A 24655-nucleotide genomic window follows, 5' to 3' on the forward strand; every position below is an offset into this window, starting at 1 on the left:
GACGGGGATTAATCCCGGATCGCGATCACCAGATCCATCACGTTTGTGCCGGTCGGGCCGGAGGTGAACAGCGCCCCATGCTGTTCCAGAAATCGCCCGCTGTCCGCCTGTCGCAGATAGCGATCGCCGTCTTCGCGCCAGGTTGCCCCGGTGATGATCCCGCCTGCCGCATCCGTTGGCCCGTCGGTGCCATCGGTTCCGGCCACCAGAACCGTCAGGCCAACCACGCCCGATACCTCGCGTGCCAGCGCAAGGGCCAGCGCCTGATTGCGACCGCCCTGACCGGGGTCTGGCGGCAGGACGACCGTCGGCTCGCCGCCCCAGATGTGCACACCCGAGGGCGCATCACGCAGGTAATGACCGATCTCTTCTGCGAGTTCGAAGACATCAGCGTAAAGGGTTTCCTTGTCAGACAGCACGTTCAGCCCGAGGCCGGTTGCCTTTTCCGCCGCCGCCGCGCGGGCGATGCCGTTCGAGGCAACGATGAAGGGATCAAAGGAAAACCGATAGAATTCAGGCGCATCGCCGATGCCCGACCCGATGACCGACAGCGCGTCGCCCTCGACGTCCGAGATTGCCAGAGTGGTGACAAGGGCCCCGTTGAAGTTCGCGAGCAGCTTGCCGCCCTTGATCTGCGAAAGCTCTTTGCGGCGTGCGTTCATCGCGTGAATGTCGAGCCCCTGTGACAGGAGGCGCGTGTTCTCGGTTTGCAGCGCGGCCAGCGAGAGGCCGTCCTCGGGCAGTTCCGCCAGCGCCGATGCCCCGCCAGAGACCAGCACCAGAAGGTGGGCCTCTTCCGGCAGGTCGCGGACGGCGGCCAGCAAGGCATGACCAGCAATCAGCGAGTTTTCATCCGGCACCGGATGGGCCGCCTCAATGATCCGGGCCGAGGGGGGCAGGGGCTCTGCGTGATCATACTTGGTGACCACAAGCGCCGGAATATCGCCACCGAACACCTCGAACGCCCCCGCGGCCATGGCGCAGGCGGCTTTGCCTACCGCAATGATATGATCCGGTCGGGCAACCTGTTCGGACAGAAGTGCACGTTTCACGGCCTCGGTGCCGCGCACCGCGTTCACGCCGTGCCACCAGATTTCCTGGGCCTGCTGCCGGGCAATCTCGCTCATCCGTGTCTCCTCTCACACGTTAACGCTAACGTCGCTTCATATCCTGTTCCCGCACCAGAGGAAAGCTCTGGACGGGGGCAGAGGGTAGGGCCATAAGCGGGGCAAACACGCAAGGATCACCCCATGTCAGACCAATGCGCCCTTTGCGGGGCAGTTGACGGGATCGCGCCCCATGTTGTCGCGCCCAAAACGGAAGAAATTGCGCTTTGCGCGACATGTTTGGCCGGTGTCGAAGGCACACCCGAAGACGCGCCGCACTGGCAATGCCTGCACGAGGCCATCTGGAGCACGGAACCGGCGGTGCAGGTGGTGGCATGGCGTCTGTTGAACGCGCTGACGTCGGCTCCCTGGGCGCGTGATCTTCTGGACATTGCCTATCTTGAACCCGATGTCATGGCCTGGGCCGAAGCTGGCCTGCCCGATCCGGACGCTCTCACCCACCGCGATAGCAATGGCGCGGTGCTGGCGGGGGGCGATACGGTCGTGCTGATCAAGGACCTGCCGGTCAAGGGCGCGGGCTTTACCGCCAAGCGCGGGACGGCGGTGCGCAACATCTCGCTCGTGGCGGACAATGCCGAACACATTGAAGGCCGCGTCGAAGGCCAGCGGATCGTGATCCTCACCAAGTTTGTCAAGAAATCCTGACGGTTAGCTGTCGGTATCCATCCAGATCGTGACCGGGCCGTCGTTCAGCAGGCGCACCTTCATGTCTGCCCCGAACCGGCCTTTCGCGGTGGGCAGCCCTTCGGACGCAATGCGATCTGCGAAGTATTCGTAAAGCCGTTCGCCCTCTGCCGGGGCGGCGGCGGTCGAGAACCCGGGGCGGTTGCCGCTGCGGGTGTCGGCGGCAAGGGTAAACTGCGAGACCACAAGCACGCTGCCACCAGTATCGCGGACCGATTTGTTCATTTTGCCCGCGTCATCCTGGAAGATTCGCAGCTTGGCGATCTTGGCCGCGAGCTTGTCGGCCTGTGGCTCCCCATCGCCCTGCATCGCACAGATCAGAACCAGGAGGCCTTGGCCGATTTCTCCGACAACCTCGCCCTCTACGGTGACCGAGGCTTCGCTGACACGTTGGATAAGGGCTCTCATGCAAGGTCTTTCTTGGTTGGCGGGGTGGCCCCGGCGCGGGTGACGGAATAGGTGGCCGCGCGAATGCCATAGGCCAGCGCACGGTTCAAGGTGCCCATGTCTGTCCGAGCGAGCTGCGCCGGCGTGGTGATGCCCTGTTCGAACAATGAGGCCAGAAGACCCGCCACCAAGGTGTCTCCGGCACCGACGCTGTCGACAACCTCGACCGGCGAGGTGGGGATATGCTGTGCTCCATGGCGCGAATAAAGCGTGGCGCCCTGTGCGCCATGACTGTGGATCACCAGTGCGGCACGGCCGGTCAGCAGGTGTTCCGGCGGGTCGGGGTGCAGCCAGTCAATGTCTTCGTCCGACAGCTTGATGATGTCCGCCATCGCCATCATGCGCTGTAGCCGTTCCCGATAGCCGGCTTCCTCCTCCCCAATCAGGGCAGGGCGGATGTTCGGGTCGATCAGAATCAGGCGATCGTGGCCCGCCATCTGCATCAGCGCCTCGAAGGCCCCGGCGGTAGGGCGATGGATCAGGCTGATCCCCCCGAAAACCAGCGCCTGAACGCCCGTCAGGTCGGGCAGCATGGTCACCGCGAGGGACCGTCCGGCGCTGTCGGTGTCAAAAAACGAAAACCCCTGACTTTCTCCGGCAGGGTGCACAAAGGCCAGCGTCGATGGCTGCGCGACGGGGGAAATGCGGGACAGGTCAACGCCTTCGCGTTGCATCTCCTGCATCAGGAACTGCCCGAAGGTGTCGTTCGACATCCCGCCGAAAAAGCCAACGTTCTGGCCAAGTCGCGAAAGGGCGATTGCACAGTTGACCGCCGCGCCCCCAGTCACGGGGCGGAAGCCGGATGCACCATCCGCCAGTTCGGCTGACAGCATGTCGATCACGGCTTCGCCGCAGGTCAGGATCATGGCAGGGCTTTCGTCAGGCGCGTTTCGGTCCGTCCATGATGATACAGGTGGTCGACCCCGTCGCATAGAGGCGACCATCGTCTGCGCCAATGATTTCACCGTCGGAAATCCCGGTCGAGCGGCCGGAGTGATGCACCGTCCCCACCGCATGTACCCGCGTGCCAAGGGGGATCGGGCGGATGATGTTGATCTTGTATTCCAGCGTTGTGTAAATCTGACCCGCTTTCAGCTTGGTCTGCACCGCACAGGCCATGCAGCTGTCCAGGATCGTGCCATACCAGCCGCCATGAACCGTGCCGATGGGGTTCATCACCTTGAATTCCGGCACGCCTTCGAAAATGGCCTTCCCGTCTTCGACGTGGTGCAGGCGAAAACCGAGGGTCTGGCCAATCGGTGGGGCGGCGAACTTGCCATCCAGAATGCCTTGCATGAACTCGAGCCCGGTACAGTCCAGGATGTCGTCCATCGTGGCAAGCTGGTCGGGGGATGTGGCAAAGAAATGGTTGGACATGGTTGCGGCCTCCTGAGTCTCCTCTCTCAGAAGGCCGCAATTTGCGGGCCGCTACAAGCGGTCCGACGGGGATTTACGCAACGTTCTCAAGCGTGATCTGCGGGGTGATCCCCAGGGCAAAGCACACGTCGCGGGTCAGTTCGGGGCGGTTCAGCGTATAGAAGTGCAGCGCATCCACACCTTCATCAAGCAGGTCCGAGCACAGTTCGGTGCAAAGCGCGGTCGCCAGAAGGTCCTGACGGTTGTCACGTTCGGCCTTGGCAAAGGCATTGTCGAGCCATGCCGGGATCTCCGTGCCACAGCGCTTGGCAAAGTTGCGCGCGCCTTTCCAGTTCTCGATCGGCAGGATGCCGGGGATGATCGGCGCGTCGATGCCAGCCTTGGCACAGGCGTCACGGAAGCGCAGGAATGTCTCCGGCTCAAAGAAGAACTGGGTGATGGCTTCCGAGGCACCGGCGTCGATCTTGCGCTTGAGCCAGTCGATGTCAGCCTGCGCGCTGGCAGCTTCGGGGTGTTTGTCGGGATAGGCCCCCACGCGAATGTTGAATTTGCCCGTCTCGGCAAGGGCTTCGATCAGTTCGACCGAGTTCGCGAAGCCCTCGGGGTGGGGTTCGAAGTTGGCGCTGCCTTTCGGCGGATCGCCTCGCAGGGCAACCAGTTCGGAAACACCGGCGGCGGCAAAGTCGTTGGCGATGCGCAGGGTTTCCTCGCGGGTGGCGTTCACGCAGGTCAGGTGCGCCGCAACATTCAGGCCGCTGGATTTGTGCAGGGTTGCCACCGCATCGCGGGTCAGATCGCGGGTGGTACCACCGGCGCCATAGGTGACCGACACAAAGCGCGGGTCCATCGGTGCCAGAGTCTGAACGGTATCCCAAAGACGAAACGAGGCCTCAAGGTTCTGAGGCGGGAAGAATTCGAAGGATATTGCAGGTGCGGTCATGATCTCTGGTCCAATCTTGCTGTTGCACTCATATTGCAGACGTGACACCTTACAGCAAATTCATAATCCTCAAGAACAATATGAGTTCCACATGAAGATGCATCTTGAGCTTCGTCACCTGAAAACGGTGCGGGCGATCCACGAGGCAGGCGGTCTCGCCAAGGCGGCAGAACAGCTCAACATCACGCAGTCGGCGCTGAGCCACCAGGTCAAGGGGCTCGAGGCGCAGGCCGGGGTCGAACTATTCGTGCGCCGCTCGAAACCGATGAAACTGTCGGCGGCCGGGTTGCGCCTGCTGCGGCTCGCCAACAAGATCCTGCCCGAGATCGACGCGCTTGAGGCCGAGTTCAACGGGCTGCGCGACGGCAGTTCCGGCCGCCTGCACATCGCCATCGAGTGCCACGCCTGTTTCGAATGGCTGTTCCCGGTGCTCGAGAAGTTCCGCAAGATCTGGCCCGATGTGGATGTCGACATCCGCCCCGGGCTGGCCTTCGAGGCCATGCCGGCGCTTCAGAAAGAAGAGGTCGATCTGGTGGTGTCCTCCGACCCCGAGAACCTGCCCGGTATCTCGTTTTCGCACCTGTTTGACTATTCCCCGGTGTTCGTGGCGGCCGCCCAGCACCCGCTTGCGCAGAAAGACTACATCGATGCAGAGGATTTCCGGGGCCAGACGCTGATCACCTACCCGGTCGAAAGGGCACGTCTCGACATCTTCTCGCAGCTTTTGACCCCGGCCAAGGTCGAACCCGCCTCAGTGCGTCAGGCGGAATTGACGGCGGTGATCCTGCTTCTGGTGGCCTCGAACCGCGGCGTTTCGGTGCTGCCCGACTGGGTGGTGCGCGAGGTGAAATACTCGTCCGACTATGTCACCCGGCCCCTGACCAAGGAGGGACTCACCCGTCAACTCTTTGCCGCAACCCGCGATGACGACCTCGAAAAACCCTATATGCGCGACCTGATCCGCCTCGCAGGCGAGGAAGCCCGCCGCCTTCAGGAGGCTTGAGCCCTGCGCATGGCGGATTCGCGCGGGAAACAAGGGTCTAAAGGCTTGGCAAGCGGACTTTAGACGCGTATACGCGCGCCCTGAACATCTTATAGGAGCCGTGCCATGCCGGGCAGCGCAAATCTGAACATCATGATGAAGGCCGCCCGTAAAGCAGGGCGTTCACTGGTCAAGGACTTCACCGAAGTCGAGAACCTTCAGGTGTCGATGAAAGGGGCTGGCGACTTTGTGAGCCGCGCCGACCTGCGCGCCGAGGAAATCCTCAAGGAAGAACTGATGGGCGCCCGCCCGACCTATGGCTGGGTCGCCGAAGAAGGTGGCGAGGAAGCCGGCCAAGACCCGACCCGCCGCTGGATTGTCGATCCGCTGGATGGCACCACCAACTTCCTGCACGGCCTGCCGCACTGGGCGATCTCGATCGCGCTCGAGCATAAGGGCAACGTGGTGGCTGGCGTGATCTATGACGCGGCCAAGGACGAAATGTTCTGGGCCGAGAAGGGCGAGGGCGCATGGCTGAACGACAAGGTGCGCCTGCGCGTGTCGGGCCGTTCGCGGATGATTGAATCGATCTTTGCCACCGGCCTGCCGTTTGGTGGACGTGGCGATCTGCCTCAAACCCTGCAAGACCTCGCGCGCCTGCTGCCCGCAACCGCCGGTGTACGCCGCTTCGGCTCTGCGGCGCTGGACATGGCCTATGTGGCGGCCGGTCGTTACGAAGGTTTCTGGGAACGCCGCCTGAACGCCTGGGACATGGCCGCGGGTATCATCATCGTGAAAGAAGCAGGTGGCTTCGTGCAGCCGCTGAACCCCGAGGGCAATATCCTTGAGGACGGCGAAGTGATCTGCGCCAACGAACCGATCTTCGATCAGTTCGCCAAGGTGATCCGTCAGGGATAAGACTGGGGCGTAAGCCTTTGTGAACAAGGCGCTTTCGTGGCCAACCCTGTGCAACAACCGAAGTATCTGAAGACCTGGAAGGCTCAAGGCGCGATGGCCGCTTTGAGCCCATCGCGATGACTACTGTGTATTCCACGAATGACTAAATTGCGTTCTGTGAAGAAAAAACGAGTTTTCGAGAACTAACGTTTCATTGTTCTGTGCGTTCTGATCTAAAATACAGCCTTGATTTCAATGTTTTTTTGCCAACATATCCATACTGAAAAAATTAGCTCGCGAAGGTTTGAATAGGTGGTTCATGTCAGAAATTTTCATCAGTCACGCCGTAGCCGACAAGAAACTGGCAAGAGCTCTTGTGTCATTTCTCAAAGAAGCGATTGGTGTTCCAGAAAAGAGTATCTTCTGCTCTAGCGTTGAAGGCCATGGCATTCCACTAGGTGCGGATTTCAACGAATATATGAAGAGTAAAATCCAAGAACCCAAACTTGTCATTCTGCTCATCACCGAAACATATCTAGAACGCCATTTTTGCTTGATGGAGCTTGGTGCTGCTTGGGCGAGGTCATTGAACGCATGTCCTGTTGTCGTAGGTGATGTCTCTTTTGCGACGGTTACAAACACAATCGGGTTAAAACAGGCATGGAATATTTCGAATCATGCGGGTTTAAATGACTTAAAACAAATGATTGTCGCCACAGATATCGAGCTCGAACGAAGAGGTCCTCACGCCTGGGACGACAAGCGTAGCGAGTGGCGTGCGAAGCTCTCGAAGATCCTGCCAAAACTACCCAAAGGAACAATTGCAACTAGGCAAGAGCTAGACAAGGCCAACGGTGTTGTTTCGAACCTAAAGGAGATAATTTCGGACTTGGAAGGCCAACTTGATCGAGCGAGTTCTCAAATCGACGCTTTGAAAGCCTGCAAAGACTCAGAGCAGGTCAAGGATGTGCTGAAGGGATTTTCAGACACTTCAAAAAATGAAGAGTTTGAACAACTTGTTGAAAACCTATCTGACGCTAAACCCGCAAGAGTGTGGACAGGTGTCTATCTCCATATTTTGTTGGACTACTTCGGTTTGTCCGGAAAGATTGATTGGCAAAATGACGAGGCTGAATTTACAGCTGCCATACAATACAAGCTCATATCAGACGATGATGGTTATCCGGTTTTGTGGGGCACCAAAAAGTTGAAAAAGGTTGAAGCCGCTTTAAGAAATCTATCCGCATTCTTAGATGACCCTGAAAACGAAAAGTTCATTTCGGCGAAAGAGGATCAAGACGTGCCAATGGATTTAGAGGACCGTACTTTTTTCGAGCACCATCTCAATTTATAACAGGCACTTCCAAAACCTTGAAAAGATTAGGCGTAACAAGAAGTATTTCAGTTTTCGAGTTGACTTCTCGGAAACTGCGGGAGCAAGCGGCGCAGTAGGTTGGCGCTTTGAGCGCGTAGCTGCCGTTTCTATACATGCACCTTCCAAAGATATATACGAGAACCGCTCTAGGAAAAGGCGCGTCGCCAAAGATAAGATCCGGTCGCTCAGATGCAACAGGATTTACCGTAAAGCGCCGGCCCTTTGCGGCGTCCTCTCACTTTGTGTCAGAGGGATGGTTGACCCCGTCGACCCAGCCGATCTCGCCAAGGTCGCGCGGGTTTACACCTTCGAGGGCACCGAGGTTCACGCCGTATTCATTCGGGTTCGAGCGGCGCTGGTGGTGGGTGTAGATGCCGCAGGTCTTGCAGAAATAGTGTTTCGCCACCTTGGTGTTCCATTGATAGATCGAGAGGTTGTCCGCGCCTTTGACGATTTCCAGCCCCTCCAGCGGCACCGTCACCGCGGCCGCGCCCCGGCGGCGGCAGAAGGAACAGTCACAGCGCCGCGCCGTGTTCAGCCCGTCCAGAAGATCGACACGCAATTCGACGGCGCCGCAATGGCAGGTAAGTTTGTGGCTCATTTTCTGATCCTTCTGACAACGGGAATGGAACTGCGACCATAGCGGGTTTCGGGGTGGGGCGGATGGCCTGCGGTGCGCGCCCAGAACCCGGTTCCGCCGCGGCGCAGCCAAAGCGGCAGGGTCAGCACGACACCGGCGACAAACCCGCCCGCGTGGGCCCAGTGCGCAACGCCGCTGCTGGCGGCATCCAGAAGCAGGCCGTTGAACACCTGAAAGGCAAACCACAGCCCCAGAACGATCCACGCCGGGATCGTGAAAACCTTGAAAAAGATCACGAGGATCAACAGGATGTCGACCCGCGCCTTGGGGAACAGCAACAGGTAGCCGCCCATGACACCGGCGATGGCCCCCGAGGCCCCGACCGTGGGGATATGCGAATATGGTTCGGACAGAACCTGCGCCATGCCCGCGGCAAGCCCGGCCAGCACATAGAAGAGGGCAAAGCCGACATGGCCAATCTCGTCTTCCATGTTGTCGCCATAGATCCACAGGAACAGCATGTTGCCGGCAAGGTGCATAAAGCCGCCATGCAGGAACATCGAGGTGAACAGGCCCATCTGGTCGCGGCCGCTGCTGACCTCGGACGGGATCAGTGCCCAGTCGTTGAAGAAGCTGGCAATCCTGTAGGGGTCATCAAGGATGGGCCAATACATCAGGAAAATCCCGATATTGGCGGCCATCAGGGCGTAGACGACATAGGGCGTCCGCCCTGACGGGTTGTGGTCACGTATCGGAAGCATGCTCCCAATGTGGCGGTTCTGGCAGGGGCGTCAAGCCGCCCCGCCAAGAAGCGCGGCGTTTCCGCCTGCTGCGGTGGTGTCGACACAGACGTGACGTTCGCCCACCGCCCGTGCCCGATCCGGCAGACCGGTGATCAGCGGCAGGATCGGGCCGCTGCGCTGTGCCAGTGCCTGTTCGTAGGCGCGGGCCTGATCGCCGTCGCCCCACCACATGGCCCCCGAGAAACCGTCAAGCGTTTCCAGCGCCTCGGCGGGCAGGGTGCCTGTGGCCTGAACCGCCACGCCGCCCAGTGCCTCGATCGCCGCCGCCTGCGCCGCGGCTGCGTTGTGGCCTGGTCCAAGGCAGAGGACCGGCGGGCGCGCAAAGGTGGTCAGGCGGTTGGACTCGCCGGTTGGTCCCGGCAGGCTGACCGTGGTGGTGGCGGGCTGTGCGGGGGCCGCAGCAAGCGCCGCCTGGGCCACATCGGCGGGCATCGGTGCCTGCCACTGGCCCGCGTCTTGCTGTGCGACCTTGGCAAAACGGCCAAGGTAGTTCGGGCCGCCCGCTTTGGGGCCGGTGCCGGAAAGGCCTTCGCCGCCAAAGGGTTGCGATCCGACGATGGCGCCGATCTGGTTGCGGTTCACATAGATGTTGCCCGCGTGAATGCGATCCGAGACATGCTGAACGCGGTCGTCAATCCGGGTTTGCAGGCCGAAGGTCAGGCCGTATCCGGTGGCGTTGATTGTGTCGATCACCGCGTCCAGTTCATCCGCCTTGAAGGTGGCGACATGCAGAACCGGGCCAAAGATTTCACGTTCCAGATCGTCGATGCCACCCACCTTGATGATGGTCGGCGCGATGAAGGTGCCGGTTTGCGGCGTGCTCAGCTGGAACACCACGCGCCCTTCGGCCTGTGCCTGTGCGATGTGGTCGGCAATGCCCTGACGTGCGGCCTCGTCGATCACCGGCCCGCTGTCTGTGCGCAGCTCCCACGGGTCGCCAAGGTGCAACTCCTTGGTGGCCCCGATCAGCATCTCGAGCAGACCCTCGGCAATGTCTTCCTGCACATAGAGGCAGCGCAGGGCGGAACACCGCTGGCCCGCCGACTGGAAGGCGCTTTCGATGATGGCGGTCACGGCCTGTTCGGGCAGGGCGGTGGAATCCACGATCATGGCGTTCAGGCCGCCGGTCTCGGCAATGAAGGGGGCGCCGGGTGCAAGATTGTCTGCCATGGTCCGGCGAATGCGCTGGGCGGTGGCGGTCGAGCCGGTGAAGGCCACGCCGTTCACGCGCGGATCAGAGGTCAGCGCTGCGCCGACAACAGCGCCCGAGCCGGGCAGCAATTGCAGAACGTCGCGCGGAACACCCGCCTCGTGCAAGAGTTTCACGGCCTCATGGGCAATGATCGGCGTCTGGTCGGCGGGTTTCGCAAGCACCGCGTTGCCCGCGGCAAGGGCCGCCGAAATCTGGCCGGTGAAGATCGCGAGCGGGAAGTTCCAGGGGCTGATGCAGGTGAACACACCCGCCGGTGCCTCTTGCGGCGCGTTGGCGGCGTAGTAGCGCAGGAAATCCACCGCCTCGCGCAGTTCTGCCACCGCATCCAGCGGGGTTTTGCCCGCCTCGCGCGGCAGGATGGCAAAGAACAGGCCATAGTTCTCTTCGTAGAGGTCCGCAGCCCGCGCCAGGATCGCGGCCCGCTCTGCCGGTGTCGCATCCCAGGGTTTGGCGGCCGCGAGCGCGGTTTCGACATCCGCCGCACTGGCGTGGGCCACGGTGCCGGGGCTGTCGGATTGCAGGTAGGGGTTGGTGACCGGTTGCGGAGCTTCCGGCTGGGCCTCGCCTGCGATCAGCGGGCCTGCCTGCCAGGTTGCCTTGCGATAGGGCGCACGTGCGGCCTCGAGACGGTCAAGCGTCGGCAGATCGCGCAGGTCGTGACCCACCGAGTTCGGGCGCTCCGGTGCAAAGAGTTCGGGACCGGTGGGCAGGGGGGCGGCGGCATCTTCCAGCGCCACAAAGGGATCGCGCGCCACTTCCTCGGCCGGGACCTCTTCATCGACGATCTGGTTCACGAAAGACGAGTTCGCGCCGTTTTCCAGCAGGCGGCGCACCAGATACGCCAGCAGATCCCGGTGGGCCCCAACCGGCGCATAGATGCGGCAGCGGGTGTTTTGTGCTTCCAGAACAATGCCATGCAGGGCCTCTCCCATGCCGTGCAGGCGCTGGAATTCAAAGGCGCTCATGTCCTCGGCCATGTCGAGAATGGCGGCCACCGTATGCGCGTTGTGGGTGGCGAACTGTGGATAGATGCGATCGGTCATGCCCAGCAGCTTGCGGGCATTGGCGATATAGCTCACGTCGGTGGCCGCTTTCGAAGTGAAGACAGGGAAGCCGTCGACACCCAGTACCTGAGCATTCTTGATCTCGGTGTCCCAATAGGCCCCTTTCACAAGGCGCACCATAATCTTGCGATCCAGTCGCGTGGCAAGGTCGTAGAGATAATCCAGCGTCGCACCGGCCCGTTTGCCATAGGCCTGCACCACGATGCCGAAACCATCCCACCCCTCAAGCGCCGGCTCGGACAGCACGCTTTCGATCACGTCCATCGAGATCGACAGGCGGTCGGCTTCCTCGGCGTCGATGTTGAGGCCCATACCGGCAGATTTCGCCAAGAGCGCCAGCGACCGGAGGCGTGGAACCAGTTCTTCCATCACGCGGTCGCTTTGAGAGACTTCATAGCGCGGATGCAGCGCCGACAGTTTGACCGAGATGCCGGGGTTTTCGCGGATATCTTCCTTGGTGCAGGCCGCCGCAATCGCGGTGATCGCACGGGAATAGGCAAGGTGATAGCGCATGGCGTCGGCGTCGGTTTTCGCGGCTTCGCCCAGCATGTCATAGGAATAGGTATAGCCCTTTTCCTCCATCCCCGCCGCGCGTTCCATTGCGCCGGTGATGGTTTCCCCCAGAACGAACTGACGCCCCATTTCCTTCATCGCGCGGCCAACCGCCGTGCGGATCACCGGCTCGCCCAGGCGCTTGACCGCCCCGCGCAGGGTGCCGATCAGGCCCGGTTCGCGATCTTCAAGCACCTTGCCGGTCAGCATCAGGGCCCAGGTTGAGGCGTTCACCAGCGACGAGGTCGATGCGCCGAGGTGCTTGCCCCAGTCGCTGGGGGCGATCTTGTCCTCGATCAGCGCGTCGATGGTTTCCGCATCGGGCACCCGCAGCAGGGCTTCGGCAAGGCACATCAGTGCGATACCTTCGTCGGTCGACAGCCCATATTCGGCGAGGAACACTTCCATCAGACCGGGGTTGGTGGTGTCGCGGATCGCACGCACGAGATCAGCTGCCTGATCGCAGATGCGGGCGCGGTCCTCGGCGCTCAGGCCGGCCTGTTCGATCAGCTCGGCCACAAGCGCGGCTTCGTCACGATAGGTTGTGGTGTCGATAAGGGTGCGGGCAGACATCGGCATCTCCAGTTGTTTCGACCAGAGTATCACGTTCAATCAGGTTGATTTTCCCGAATTGATCGGAAATGATTTTCGAAACGACTGAATAATCGGAGTAAGGCAATGCAAAACGGTCAGGTGGGGCTTGATCGCTTCGATCATAAGATTCTGGATGTTCTGTCTTCGGACGGGCGCATTTCGATTACCGACCTTGCCAAGCAGATCGGCCTGTCCAAAAGCCCGACGCAGGCCCGTCTCAGACGGCTTGAGGCCGAAGGGGTCATCACGGGCTACTCTGCAATGATGGACCCGATCCGCCTTGGGTTGGATCACGTTGCTTTCGTCGAGGTCAAGCTGACCGACACCCGCGAAGCCGCGCTGGCCGCCTTCAATGCCGCGGTGCTCAAGGTGGGCGAGATCGAACAGGCCCATATGATGGCGTCGAATTTCGACTATCTTCTGAAGATACGAACCCGCGATATGGCGGCCTACCGAACTGTTCTGGGAGAGAAAATCTCGACCCTGCCGCATGTGGCCAGCACCTCGACCTATGTCGCGATGGAAGCGGTCAAGGAGGGGCCTCTCGCGGACGTGACTTGATTTCGCTTGGCAATGCGTCATCCTCTTGACCCATGCGAACAGTCATTGCCCTTGTTTTCATGGCGTCCCCGGCTTTTGCCGCGACATGCCCCGCCGCTCCGGATCATAGCGAAGTGCTGGATACGCTGATCGCGCAGATCCAGACCGCCCCGAACCAGGCCGCGGCCTCTTCGCTCTCGGATGACATGTGGTCCTACTGGGCAGATGCCCCCGACGAAACCGCGCAGGAGATTCTCGACCGCGGGATGCGCAAACGCTCGGGGTGGGATCTCCTGGGGGCGCTTGAGGATTTCAATGCGCTGGTCACCTATTGTCCCGAGTACGCCGAGGGCTACAACCAGCGCGCCTTCGTGAACTTTTTGTCGCAGAACTATGCGGCGGCCTTGCCGGACCTGGAACGCGCGCTCAGCCTGTCGCCCCGCCACATCGGTGCGCTTTCCGGGAAGGCGCTCAGCCTTATAGCATTGGGCCGCGAGGCCGAGGCGCAGGATGCGCTTGCCGAAGCCCTCGAACTGAACCCCTGGTTGCCGGAGCGATCGCTTCTTAAAGCACCGCCTGTAAACCCTTCGAATGAAGAAGAATTATAGCCATATCGATACTTTACACCTAGGCCACAGACGCTATGTTGCCGCCAGTTGACCTTTAGGTCAGGATTTTACGAGTGCCCGCGTGGTGGAATGGTAGACACAGGGGACTTAAAATCCCTAGGCTGAGAGGCCGTGCCGGTTCGAGTCCGGCCGCGGGTACCAATTTCTATCCTTCGTGATTGCCGACGAACGGCGCCCGATTGGGCGACCTTTTCGCCATGCGGCACTTTCGCATCAAGCTCGACTCGCCCCTTGGAAAGCGCTGGTGTCAGCCAATCCAAGGCCTGAAAACGCGAGCTGTCACAAAATCGAAGTGTATTTTGGCGATTTTCTGGGTACACTCCTCCGAGTACCTGAATCATTTTAACAAGGCGAAGCATGGCGTTGAGCCCACGGCATCGCGCTGTCGCGATAGGAATTATGGTTGCAGCCGGATTGGCGGGCACAGGGTCCGCAAGTGAATTGGATGTGTCGGAATTTCAGCTTGGCGATGGATGGTTGCCGTCAAGCGATAGCTTCTGGGTGTCCAATACCGAAATCGGCGTGATCGCCCAGAAGGGCGGCGCCAACGGGGTGTCCTACGGCCTGCTGACACTGGCGCAAGACGGATCGTCGGAACTGGCCTTGCCCCTGGCCGATCAGGGCCATTGCATCACTCCTGACCGCAGGTTCCTTTTGCGCACTGGCACGCGCAGCGCGCCGGAAGCCGTGGAATGGCGCGTGGATCGCACCACCACGCCGCTGGAAAGCCCGCAGGTGATCACCCTTTGCAAATCGCAACTGGCTAAGGCCAATCGCGACAACGAGGACCGCTTTGGCCGCCAGAACGTTCTTGCCACCGACGGCACGCGGTTTGCGGGGCTTCTGGCTGCGGGCGAGGATACCTCGGAAATCGTGCTGTACGATGCGCAGGACATCCTTGGCCGCTGGATAATCGCCGGTGATCTTTGGCGTGATCCTGTCGAGGCCGTGGCCCGGCCCGACGGCAGCTTCCTCTTCTATGCCGATGTCGGCGCACGCCGTCAGGCCGAATTGAAGGACCAGTTCGGGTACGAGGGCATTCCGACCTTCGTGATCTCCGCCGATGGCGACTTTGAAATGCGTGACCTGCCCTGGCCGGGCTGGAAGAAGGTCGGGAACTACAAGATTGCCGAAAGCCGTGTCGGATGGCTGCTTGCTGCCACAAGCCGCCGCAATGACGCGATTGACGGTCTTTATCACCTGGGGCCGGACGGTTGGCGCCAGATCCGCAAGACGGACGTATTACCAGAAACTTTGGAAATCAGCCCCGACGGGTGCCGCGTGCTCTGGCATGAGCGCGAAGATGCGGCATCTGCCGGTGGCCCAAGACAGATCCGCAGCGCAACTCTGTGTCGCTCAGACGACTGAGACCTGCCGCCTAGCATTTTGGGGGGGATGACCCATGCCGAATAACAGACTTGGCCGTGATGCCGCGAATATTGCTTACAAGGACCTCAAGGTCGGAAGCACGATCAACGATCCGAACTATGCCAGCCTGAATGGCTTCAAGGTCGAACGCTATTTCGGCGACAAGGCCGATCCGGATGGTCTGAATGCCTATGCGCTGCGCAACCCGAACACGGGCGAGGTGGTGATTGCCTTCCGAGGGTCCTACGAAGGGCGCGACTGGATCGATGATGCCACGAACCTTGGCTATCGCCAGTGGGAAGAGGCCCGCAGCGAAGTTCGCAACTATCTTGCCAACAACTGGGATGCGGGCGCCGACGTCACCTTTGCCGGCCACAGCCTTGGTGGCGCGCTTTCGCAATACGCCCTTTACGACATCGCGGGCCAGCACCCGGACCGGACCGGCGACATGAACATGGTCACCCTGAATGGTCTGGGGGCGCAGAACGGGATCGAGGAAAACGAAGGCCCCTATGATTCCTCGCGGATCGGCGATGCGGACACGGCCAACCTTTATAACGAAGACGACCGCGTGCCGCGCCTTGGCGATGGTCACGTCGGCGATACCTACAACGTGGGCTCGTTCCGCGATGGCGTTGACGGTGTCTATACGGCACACGCCGGGGACGGCTTTACCGATGCCGTGCTTGATCGCGCGGTTGCCGGCAATCCGGACTATTACCAGATGTCGGCGATTCAGTCCGATCCCGGGGCCTATGCCGCCTTCCTCGGTCAGCTCGCCTGGGCCATGGGTGTCGACAGCGTCAATCCGTTCTCGAACGATTTTGACAACACGATGCAGGTGGTGCTCGACAACCTTGATTTTGTCACCCAGACCCCTGCGGCGCTGGATTTTGTGCAGGACATACTCGAGGGCATCGGGATCGAGATCAAGGACGGCGTGAACGACTATATCGTTGACCCAGCCCTGCAAACCGCCGAAGCCGCATGGAACGGCCTGATCGACCTGGGTGAAGACCTCGGCGAAGTCGTTGTGGAAGGGTACAACTGGGCGGGTGAGGCCGCGGGCGATCTGTGGGACAAGTTTTCCACATTCCTCGACAACACCACGGACTGGACGACGCAGACGGTTCAGGACGCCTATGACTATCTCGGCGATCTCAAGGATGACGCGCTCGACTGGTTCGACGTGCAGGCCGACAACATCGAGGCCTGGGTCGATGATGGCATCGAGTCCGCCTATGACTTCGTCAACGATACAGGCGAGGCGATCGACGATTTCGCGGACTGGCTCAGCGATAACGCGACCGAACTCGGCAACGATCTGTCGGATCTCTGGGATGACGCCAGCGATGCCTTTGACAATGCCAAGGATGATGCGCTTGACTGGCTGGGCGAACAGAAAGACGACCTGCTTGAAACGGCCAACAACACGCTCGATAGCGCGCGGGACTGGCTCGAAAACCGGGTCGATACCCTGCTTGATCGGGCGGATGATTTTCTTGATAGCATCGGTGACGGCGTCGATGAATTCAAGGATGCGGTTGGCGACAAGCTCAACGAAGGTCTGGATGCCCTTGGGGACGCCAAGGACAGCCTGACCAGTGCCGCCAATGATCTCTGGGACGACCTCAGCGAGTGGTGGAACGGCGATGACGATGACACGGCCGACTATTCCGACGACGTTGATGACCGTTCGACCACCGCCCGCACCGAAGCCTCGCCGCTGGTGCTTGACCTGGATGGCGACGGCATCGAACTGGCCGGCCCGACTAGTCGCGGCGCGGTCTATTGGGATATTGATCTAGACGGGATGCTGGAACGCACTGGCTGGGTCAAACCCGATGACGGGCTTCTTGCCATTGATACCAACGAAAACGGCGAGATTGACGACCACTCGGAACTGTTCGGCACCGAAACCACCGATGGTTTCTCGGTTCTTCAGGTCTTTGACTCCAACCTCGATGGCGTGATCGACAATACCGACGATGCCTTTGGCGATCTCGTCGTGTGGCGCGACCTGAACCAGAACGGGCGCTCGGATGTTGGTGAAATCCAGACACTGGATGAGGCCGGCGTGCGCTCGATCAATGTCAACGCCACCACCTCGACCGATGTGATCGCGGGCAACCGCATCAGCCACGAGTCGACCTATGTCACCACCTCGGGCCAGACCCGCGACATTGTCGATGCCTGGTTCACTTACAGCAACCTCAACAGCCGTAGCAGCGACCTGCCGACCTTTGATCTGATCGCGGCGGCCCTGCCGCAGATCCGTGGCTATGGGCGTCTTGAAGACATGCGCACCGCGATGTCCAAGGATGACACCCTGCGCGACATGATGCAGGCCATTGAGCAGGCCGGTGCCGCGGGCATGTTCGATCCGACGTTTGATCTTGTCGGCAAGATGGAGGCGCTGCTTTATCGCTGGGCCGGAACCGAGAACATCGACCCCACCAGCCGTGGCTCTTATGTGGATGCACGCCAGCTTGGGTTCGTCGAAGCCTTTACCGACCGCGACTTCCTGCAAAGCGGCCGCCCCAATCCGGCCCCGGAAGCCAGCCGCACCCTGACAAGCGCCTTTGAAACGGCGATGAACAACGCGCTCCTGCGCATCGCGGTTCAGACCATCGGCAGCGAAATCTTCAAACAGAACCCGCAGTATGACTGGGCCACTGACACGTTCAGCAGGCCGCTGGAAATCAAGTTCACGGGCCTCGAGAATCTCGTGAACGGCTATCTGGCGGCGGGCGCCGACATGGAGGATGTCTGGACCAACCTGATCCGCATCTATGACACCGGTGTCGGTATCGACAATCTCACGGCGCAACAGCGCACGCGCCTTGATAACCTCGTGCAGGCCACGTCGAACGGCACGGGCATCACCGTCGAAAACGCCTTGCTCACCATCTATCCGGCCCAGAGCCTTGGCCTCAACGGTACCAGCGGCGATGACAACCTGAATGGCGGCGGCGGTCGTGACAACCTTTCGACCGGTGCGGGTAATGACTACCTCAAGGGCTTCCGCGGCGATGACGTCCTGAACGGCGGCGCCGACAACGACACGATGGACGGCGGCAGCGGCAACGACCTTGTGCAGGGCGATCTTGGCAACGACACCTATATCTATCGCAGCGGCTTTGACACCTTTGTCGAACGCGGCGGTGAAGATACCATCCTGATTAAGGGCAACGTGACCCTTGCCAATCTTGCCTTCCACCGCTCGCTCAGCAACGAGGACGATCTTGAAATCTACCTCGATGGTGCGCTGATTATCCGGGTTGAGGGCTTCTATACCGATGCCGGCGCGATCGAGAGCCTGCGTCTTGATGACGGCACCCTGTTTGATCTCAAGCGCATGGCGCGCGGCATCGTGGGCACGGCCCAGAACGACAAGTTGAACGGGGACCAGAACTCGGGCGTCCTGTCCGACCGCATGATCGGCCTCAAGGGTAACGACAAGCTGTTCGGCAAGCTGGGCTCGGACGTGCTTGAAGGCGGCAAGGGCAAGGACCAACTGTTCGGCGGCGCAGAAGGCGACATCCTGATTGGTGGCGAAGGCTATGACACGCTGGTCGGTGGCGCGGGCAACGACGTGAACCATGGCGGTCGCGGTAATGACCTCTACAAGGTGTTTGGACACGACACGATCGAGGAAACCGGCGGCTTTGACACCATTGCCTTCCCGACGGGTATCGGCGTCAAGCATATCACCCTGTTCCGCACCGTGAACTCGGACGACCTGACCATCCTGGCCGGATCGCACAGTGTGACGATCCTCAATCACTTCAAAGATGCCGACAGCGCGGTGGAACGTCTGCGCTTTACCATCAATGGCAACACCTATCACCGCAAGATCGTTGACCTGCCCATCGAAACCCGCGGCACGGCCAACTATGACTATCTACGCGGTGACGAGGACGGCATCGAACGCCCCGACGTTCTTGTTGGTCTTGAAGGCATCGACCGCCTCTATGGCTATGGCGGCAACGATGAACTGCGTGGCGGCGATGATACCGACTATCTCTATGGCGCTGACGGGAATGACACGCTGAAAGGCGAAGCCGGCGACGACAGCCTTTACGGCGGCAATGGAAATGATCGTTACGAAGTTGGCGAAGGTAATGATTTCATTCAGGATTATGGTGCCGACACCGATGTGAATGACAAGCTCAAGCTGGCGCAAGGCCTGCATGAGGGCAACATCACCATGTACCGCATGGTCGATGGCGACATCATGATTTCGTGGAATGGCGGCAGCGTGCGCATCGACCGTGCCTACGAGTCGCGCTATGCCATCGAAAAGCTGATCTACGGCGGCGGTAAGACGGTGAACCTGCTCGACCTTGCCCTGCAAACACGCGGCACCGAGAACGGCGAGTCGATTTACGGAAACCGGTCGCCCCTTGGCGGGCGCGACGATCACCTCAAGGGCTTTGCCGGAGATGACAACCTCTACGGCTATGACGGCAATGACACGCTGGAAGGCGGCGCCGGAAACGACAATCTCTATGGTGCCGAAGGCGGTGACACCTATATCGCGGGCAAAGGCGACGACTATATCCGCGACTACGGCGATGTCGGTGATCCCGATGACACCATCATCCTGCCGAAAAAGGTCAAGGCGGCCGATCTTTCGGTGGCGCGCCTTCTGGATGGCGACCTGCTGCTGACCTGGGAAGGCGGGTCGATCCGTATCGACCGCGCCTATGATGCACGTTACCTGATTGAAAAGCTGGTCTACGGCGATGGAACCACGGTTGATCTGCCGGACCTGATCGCCAAGACGGCGGGCACCAACGGCTCTGAGAACATCTACGGCAACACCGAGGAATTCGGCACCCGCGACGATCACCTTCTGGGACGCGACGGCAACGATACCCTGAACGGCTACGACGGCGAGGACACGCTGGACGGCGGCAAGGGGGATGACTCGCTCCTTGGGCGCGACGGGGCGGATACCTACATCGTCGGCAAGGGCAACGACACCATCGAAGACTATGGCAACGTGGGTGACGATCCCGACGTTGTCGTGCTTCCGGCGGGCGTGAAAAAGGCCGACCTCACCTATACCCGCACACCCGATGGTCACCTTCTGATCTCATGGGCCACGGCAAGTGTGCTGATCGAACGCGCCTTCGACGAGCGTTACGCGATTGAAACCCTGCGCCTGGCATCCGGCGCGACGGTGGACCTGACCCAGCTCGAAGTCGACACGCTTGGAACAGCCGCTTCGGAAGCCATTTACGGCAACCGCGAGGAACACGGCAGCCGCAACGACCACATCTTCGGCTTTGCCGGAAATGACACGCTCTATGGCTACGACGGCAACGACACGCTGGTTGGCGGCACTGGCAACGATACCCACTACGGGGCCGATGGCAACGACACCTACAAGATCAGCAGCGGCCACAACTATATCAGCGATCAGGGCGACGAGACCGACACCGCCGACCGCCTTGAATTCGTCGGCAACGTGCTGGCATCGGATATGACCATGTGGCGCGACAGCGCTGGGCATATCTACATGACCTGGGGCAGCCATTCGGTGAAAATCAACTATGGTTTCGACAAGGACTATATCGTCGAAACGGTGCAGTTCACCGACGGTTCCACCCTCGACATGACCACGCTTGCGCTGCGTACGCTGGGCACCACGGCCAGCGAGCGGCTCAACGGCAACCGCGAGGAATTCGGCAGCCGCAACGACCACATCATCGGCTATGACGGCGATGACACGCTCTATGGCTATGATGGCAACGACACGCTGAACGGCGGCCCGGGCAACGACAGCCTCTATGGCGCCGAAGGCAGCGACACCTACATCGTCGGCAATGGTCACAACTACATTTATGACTACGAGGCCTCGGGCACCGAGATTGACACCCTGATCCTGCCCAATGGCGTTGGCAAGGACGACATCACCCTGACCCGTGTCACCGGTGGGGATCTTCTGATCACCTGGTCCACCGGATCGGTGCTGATCGACAACGCCTTTGACCCGCGCTACGCCATCGAAACCCTGCAATACGGTGTTGCGGCGGATGGTACGCTCGATCTCACCACGGTCACACCGCCGGTACATGGCACGCTGGGCGACGACCGCGTTTATGGCCAGCAGGAAACCTATGGTGGCCGCAACGAAAGCCTCTATGGCTTTGCCGGTAACGACACGCTGTACGGCTATGATGGCAATGACACGCTGGATGGCGGTCTGGGCAATGACACCCTCTACGGCGCAGAGGGCAACGATACCTACATCGTGGGTGAAGGTCATGACTACATCAGCGACTACGACACCTCCAAGCTGGGCGTGGATGTGATTGTCCTGCCCGCGGGCGTGGCCCCGGGCGATGTCAGCTATAACCGCGTGAATGGCGACGATCTGCTGATCAGCTGGCCCAACGGCTCTGTCCAGATTGCCAACGCTTTCGAAGACAATTACCGCGTGGAAACCCTGCGGTTCAACGACGGCACCGAGGTCGACCTGACCACACTGGCGGCCCCGACTATTGGCACCGCTGCGAGCGAAGGCCTCTATGGCAACACCGATCCCAGCGGCTCGCGTGACGACCTGCTGCAGGGCGAGGGCGGCAACGACACGCTTTATGGCTATGATGGCAACGACACGCTTAACGGCGGCGACGGCAACGACACGCTCTATGGCGAGGCAGGCGGCGACACCTATGTGGTCTCGGCTGGTAATGACTTTGTCCGCGACTATGGCACCGTCGGTGATCCGGCCGATACGCTGTTGTTCGGCCCCGGTGTGACAGCCTCCGATCTCAGCTTCTCGCTGCTCGACAACCGCTATCTGCTGATCGATTGGGGCGGCGGCATCGTCACCGTCGATTACTGGACCACCGACCGCTACAAGATCGAGACCGCGCGGTTCCATGATGGCAGCACGCTTGATCTGTCGACCATCACCCCGACGCCGATCACCTCGACAAGCGGGCAAACCTTCTATGGGGATGCCACCAACAACACCCTCACGGGCACTGCCGGGAATGATCGTTTCTATGGCTACGAGGGCAACGACACCCTTGATGGTGCGGCGGGCAACGATACCTTCTACGGTGCCGCAGGCAATGACCGCATGATCGTTGGCAATGGTCACAACTACATCGATGACTCAGGGCTTGCGACCGATACGGCGGATATTGCCGTTCTGCCGGTCACACAGGCCCAGGTGGACATCTACCGTCGCCCGGATGGCGATCTGATCATCACCTGGGCTGGCGGTTCGCTGGTCATCAACCTTGCCTACACCGAAATCCGCGCCGTCGAGACGCTGGAATTCAGCGACGGCAGCACCATCGACCTGCGCACCTTTGCCGTGGAAACACGCGGTACAGGCGGCAACGACCGGGTTTACGGCAACCGCGAAACCCACGGCGCGACAGACGAAACCCTTGTCGGCAAGGAAGGCAATGACTCGCTTTACGGCTACGAGGGCGCCGATACCCTGATTGGCGGTGAAGGTAATGACTCGCTCTATGGCGACGACGGGGCCGATGTCTACCGCGTGGGCGAAGGCCACGACTATATCGACGACAACGGCTTGGCCACGGACGGTGCCGATGTCATCGAACTGCCTGCCGGAGTGGTTCCGGGCGACGTGACCTTCACGCGCCTAAACGATGGCGACCTGTTGATCGACTGGGGCTTTGGATCGGTGCGCATCGACAACGCCTTCGATCTCAATTCGGCGGTCGAAACCCTGCGCTATGCCAATGGCACCACGGTCGACCTGACCACCCTCGCGGTGGAAACCCACGGCACGCTTGTCAATGAAACCCTGCGCGGCAACCGCGAGGAAAACGGCAGCCGCAACGACACGCTGCGTGGCTTTGAAGGCAATGACATCCTCTATGGCTATGACGGCAACGACGATCTGATCGGCGGCCCGGGCAATGATACGCTCTACGGGGAAAGCGGGGGTGACAACTACCGCATTGATATCAACGGCCACGATTATATCTCGGACTACACCACCGTTGATGGCGACGGCGATGACACGATCTTCCTGCCGGTTGGCGTGTCCCCGTCAGATGTGACATTCACCCGCCTGAAAGACGGTGATCTTGTCATCGCGTGGAGCACCGGATCGGTCCGGATCAACGAAGCCTTCGACTCGCGTTACCATGTCGAAAAGCTCACCTTTGCCAACGGCACGACCCAGAACATCGCTGATCTGACCTTTGTCACCGAAGGCACCCACGCGGGCGAAAGCATCTATGGAAACCGCGAAGCCTTTGGCAGCCGGGATGACAGCATGAAGGGCCGCGATGGCAACGATGCGCTCTACGGCTATGACGGCGATGACTCCCTGGCTGGCGGCAACGGCAACGACTCGATGTATGGCGCGGACGGCGAAGACACCTACTATGTCGGCCCGGGCGACGACTATATTTCCGATGTCGGTGTTGTTGGCGAGAACGATACGATCGTTTTGCCCTTCGGCGTCAAACCCAGCGATGTGACCCTGATCCGCCGCAGCAATGACGATGTGGAAATCATGTGGGACGGTGGCTCGGTCTATGTCGATTACATGTTCGACGAACGCTATGGCATCGAAACGCTTCAGTTCCGCAATGGCACCACCTGGGACCTGACCAGCCTGCAACTGGAGACCCACGGGTCAGGCAACAACGAAACCCTGAACGGCAACCGTCAGGAATTCGGCTCGCGCGATGACTTCATCTTCGGTTTTGCCGGAAATGACGTTCTGAACGGTCATGACGGTGCAGACACGCTTGTTGGCGGGCTTGGAAACGACAGCCTGTACGGCGGCGTGGATGCCGACACCTACCGCGTGGGGCAGGGGCACGACTATATCTCCGACTACTCGGCCTCGGGCGAGACCAGCGACGATGTCATCAAGCTGCTGAACGGCATCAATAAATCCGATGCCACCCTGTCGCGGATGCTGGATGGTGATCTTCTGGTGGAATGGAATGGCGGGTCCGTGCGTGTCAACAACGCCTTCGACGAACGCTATGACATTGCCCGCATCGACTGGGCCAATGGCGCTTCGACCGATGTGCGCACGCTGGAAATCGCCACCATGGGCACGGGCGGCAGCGAACGTGTCTACGGCAATCGCGAACTATACGGCAGCCGCAATGACAGCCTCGTCGCGAAAGACGGCAATGACTCGCTTTATGGCTATGACGGCAACGATACGCTGCTGGGTGGCCTTGGGGATGACTTTGTCTATGGCGGTGCAGACAACGATGTCTATGTCGCGGGCAGCGGCAGTGACGTCTTTGACGAGCAGGGCTATGGCGGCGACGATACCATCCTGTTCCGCAATGTCGCCTCGGCCAGCGATCTGACGATCCAGCGGTCGGGCACCTACGACCTTGCCATCTCCTGGTCGGGCGGTGACATCCTGGTGCGCAACCACTTCTACCGCGATGACTACCGCATCGAGACGGTGACCCTCTCGGACGGCAGCAGCTTCGATCTGCTGTAAGA

At 60.5% G+C, this 24655-nt stretch carries 16 protein-coding genes and 1 tRNA gene; 9 read left to right on the plus strand and 8 right to left on the minus strand.

Features of this window, described 5'->3' with window-relative positions:
- Positions 1-8: 8 nt before the first annotated feature.
- Positions 9-1127: a glycerate kinase type-2 family protein gene (locus ABWV42_RS12670; RefSeq protein WP_353340458.1), complete on the minus strand. Its 1119-nt coding sequence runs from the start codon at positions 1125-1127 to the stop codon at positions 9-11.
- 123 nt (positions 1128-1250) lie between these two features.
- Here ABWV42_RS12670 and ABWV42_RS12675 point away from each other — a divergent pair, with 123 nt between their 5' ends.
- On the plus strand, positions 1251-1772 hold the full coding sequence (locus ABWV42_RS12675; RefSeq protein ID WP_353340459.1) for a PhnA domain-containing protein: 522 nt from the start codon (positions 1251-1253) through the stop codon (positions 1770-1772).
- Positions 1773-1775: 3 nt separating this feature from the next.
- Here ABWV42_RS12675 and dtd read toward each other — a convergent pair whose 3' ends face one another.
- The 4 genes from dtd to metF form a co-directional block, all read right to left on the minus strand.
- On the minus strand, positions 1776-2219 hold the full coding sequence (gene dtd / locus ABWV42_RS12680; RefSeq protein ID WP_353340460.1) for a D-aminoacyl-tRNA deacylase: 444 nt from the start codon (positions 2217-2219) through the stop codon (positions 1776-1778).
- On the minus strand, positions 2216-3124 hold the full coding sequence (locus ABWV42_RS12685; RefSeq protein ID WP_353340461.1) for a carbohydrate kinase family protein: 909 nt from the start codon (positions 3122-3124) through the stop codon (positions 2216-2218). The genes dtd and ABWV42_RS12685 overlap by 4 nt, the downstream gene beginning before the upstream one ends.
- Before the next feature lie 13 nt (positions 3125-3137).
- Positions 3138-3635 (minus strand): PaaI family thioesterase, encoded by a 498-nt coding sequence (locus tag ABWV42_RS12690; protein ID WP_255105736.1) that lies wholly within the window; start codon positions 3633-3635, stop codon positions 3138-3140.
- 73 nt (positions 3636-3708) lie between these two features.
- Positions 3709-4575 (minus strand): methylenetetrahydrofolate reductase [NAD(P)H], encoded by an 867-nt coding sequence (gene metF, locus ABWV42_RS12695; protein ID WP_353340462.1) that lies wholly within the window; start codon positions 4573-4575, stop codon positions 3709-3711.
- Positions 4576-4672: 97 nt separating this feature from the next.
- Here metF and ABWV42_RS12700 point away from each other — a divergent pair, with 97 nt between their 5' ends.
- The 3 genes from ABWV42_RS12700 to ABWV42_RS12710 all read left to right on the plus strand — a co-directional run bounded on the left by ABWV42_RS12700 (position 4673) and on the right by ABWV42_RS12710 (position 7808).
- The gene (locus ABWV42_RS12700) at positions 4673-5578 is read left to right on the plus strand and encodes a LysR family transcriptional regulator (RefSeq protein ID WP_255106826.1); all 906 of its coding nucleotides are present in this window, start codon (positions 4673-4675) and stop codon (positions 5576-5578) included.
- 105 nt (positions 5579-5683) lie between these two features.
- Positions 5684-6475, plus strand: a complete 792-nt coding sequence (locus tag ABWV42_RS12705) for an inositol monophosphatase family protein (protein ID WP_255105739.1) — start codon at positions 5684-5686, stop codon at positions 6473-6475.
- Between the two features lie 298 nt (positions 6476-6773).
- Positions 6774-7808, plus strand: coding sequence for a TIR domain-containing protein (locus tag ABWV42_RS12710; protein WP_353340463.1), 1035 nt, complete (start codon positions 6774-6776; stop codon positions 7806-7808).
- A 256-nt stretch (positions 7809-8064) separates the two neighbouring features.
- On the opposite strand, the gene ABWV42_RS12715 is transcribed toward ABWV42_RS12710, so the two are convergent.
- The 3 genes from ABWV42_RS12715 to putA are packed head-to-tail and all read right to left on the minus strand — an operon-like array spanning position 8065 to position 12620.
- Positions 8065-8430 (minus strand): GFA family protein, encoded by a 366-nt coding sequence (locus ABWV42_RS12715; protein WP_353340465.1) that lies wholly within the window; start codon positions 8428-8430, stop codon positions 8065-8067.
- Positions 8427-9170, minus strand: a complete 744-nt coding sequence (locus tag ABWV42_RS12720) for a rhomboid family intramembrane serine protease (RefSeq protein WP_353340467.1) — start codon at positions 9168-9170, stop codon at positions 8427-8429. Before ABWV42_RS12720 ends, ABWV42_RS12715 begins: the two co-directional genes overlap by 4 nt.
- A 30-nt stretch (positions 9171-9200) precedes the next feature.
- Positions 9201-12620, minus strand: a complete 3420-nt coding sequence (gene putA, locus ABWV42_RS12725; RefSeq protein ID WP_353340936.1) for a bifunctional proline dehydrogenase/L-glutamate gamma-semialdehyde dehydrogenase PutA — start codon at positions 12618-12620, stop codon at positions 9201-9203.
- Between the two features lie 99 nt (positions 12621-12719).
- On the opposite strand from putA, the gene ABWV42_RS12730 reads away from it, so the two are divergent.
- The 5 genes from ABWV42_RS12730 to ABWV42_RS12750 all read left to right on the plus strand — a co-directional run bounded on the left by ABWV42_RS12730 (position 12720) and on the right by ABWV42_RS12750 (position 24653).
- Complete coding sequence (locus tag ABWV42_RS12730) at positions 12720-13196, plus strand: Lrp/AsnC family transcriptional regulator (protein WP_255105745.1); 477 nt, start codon at positions 12720-12722, stop codon at positions 13194-13196.
- Between the two features lie 59 nt (positions 13197-13255).
- Complete coding sequence (locus tag ABWV42_RS12735; protein WP_353340468.1) at positions 13256-13783, plus strand: tetratricopeptide repeat protein; 528 nt, start codon at positions 13256-13258, stop codon at positions 13781-13783.
- Between the two features lie 76 nt (positions 13784-13859).
- A tRNA-Leu gene (locus ABWV42_RS12740) sits at positions 13860-13945 on the plus strand.
- Positions 13946-14251: 306 nt separating this feature from the next.
- Complete coding sequence (locus tag ABWV42_RS12745; RefSeq protein WP_353340469.1) at positions 14252-15172, plus strand: hypothetical protein; 921 nt, start codon at positions 14252-14254, stop codon at positions 15170-15172.
- A gap of 34 nt (positions 15173-15206) precedes the next feature.
- Positions 15207-24653 carry an SPM autocatalytic domain-containing protein gene (locus ABWV42_RS12750; protein ID WP_353340471.1) on the plus strand — a complete coding sequence of 3149 codons (9447 nt, stop codon included), beginning with the start codon at positions 15207-15209 and terminating at the stop codon, positions 24651-24653.
- The last annotated feature ends 2 nt before the right edge of the window (positions 24654-24655 follow it).

The sequence above is a fragment of the Pelagimonas sp. KU-00592-HH genome (assembly GCF_040369695.1).
Classification (GTDB): domain Bacteria; phylum Pseudomonadota; class Alphaproteobacteria; order Rhodobacterales; family Rhodobacteraceae; genus Shimia.

Excerpts from the sequence above, each read along its gene's own strand:
- ABWV42_RS12670 (WP_353340458.1), bottom strand. The coding sequence starts at position 1,127 with ATGAGCGAGATTGCCCGGCAGCAGGCCCAGGAAATCTGGTGGCACGGC.
- ABWV42_RS12675 (WP_353340459.1), top strand. The coding sequence starts at position 1,251 with ATGTCAGACCAATGCGCCCTTTGCGGGGCAGTTGACGGGATCGCGCCC.
- dtd (WP_353340460.1), bottom strand. The coding sequence starts at position 2,219 with ATGAGAGCCCTTATCCAACGTGTCAGCGAAGCCTCGGTCACCGTAGAG.
- ABWV42_RS12685 (WP_353340461.1), bottom strand. The coding sequence starts at position 3,124 with ATGATCCTGACCTGCGGCGAAGCCGTGATCGACATGCTGTCAGCCGAA.
- ABWV42_RS12690 (WP_255105736.1), bottom strand. The coding sequence starts at position 3,635 with ATGTCCAACCATTTCTTTGCCACATCCCCCGACCAGCTTGCCACGATG.
- metF (WP_353340462.1), bottom strand. The coding sequence starts at position 4,575 with ATGACCGCACCTGCAATATCCTTCGAATTCTTCCCGCCTCAGAACCTT.
- ABWV42_RS12700 (WP_255106826.1), top strand. The coding sequence starts at position 4,673 with ATGCATCTTGAGCTTCGTCACCTGAAAACGGTGCGGGCGATCCACGAG.
- ABWV42_RS12705 (WP_255105739.1), top strand. The coding sequence starts at position 5,684 with ATGCCGGGCAGCGCAAATCTGAACATCATGATGAAGGCCGCCCGTAAA.
- ABWV42_RS12710 (WP_353340463.1), top strand. The coding sequence starts at position 6,774 with ATGTCAGAAATTTTCATCAGTCACGCCGTAGCCGACAAGAAACTGGCA.
- ABWV42_RS12715 (WP_353340465.1), bottom strand. The coding sequence starts at position 8,430 with ATGAGCCACAAACTTACCTGCCATTGCGGCGCCGTCGAATTGCGTGTC.
- ABWV42_RS12720 (WP_353340467.1), bottom strand. The coding sequence starts at position 9,170 with ATGCTTCCGATACGTGACCACAACCCGTCAGGGCGGACGCCCTATGTC.
- putA (WP_353340936.1), bottom strand. The coding sequence starts at position 12,620 with ATGCCGATGTCTGCCCGCACCCTTATCGACACCACAACCTATCGTGAC.
- ABWV42_RS12730 (WP_255105745.1), top strand. The coding sequence starts at position 12,720 with ATGCAAAACGGTCAGGTGGGGCTTGATCGCTTCGATCATAAGATTCTG.
- ABWV42_RS12735 (WP_353340468.1), top strand. The coding sequence starts at position 13,256 with ATGGCGTCCCCGGCTTTTGCCGCGACATGCCCCGCCGCTCCGGATCAT.
- ABWV42_RS12750 (WP_353340471.1), top strand. The coding sequence starts at position 15,207 with ATGCCGAATAACAGACTTGGCCGTGATGCCGCGAATATTGCTTACAAG.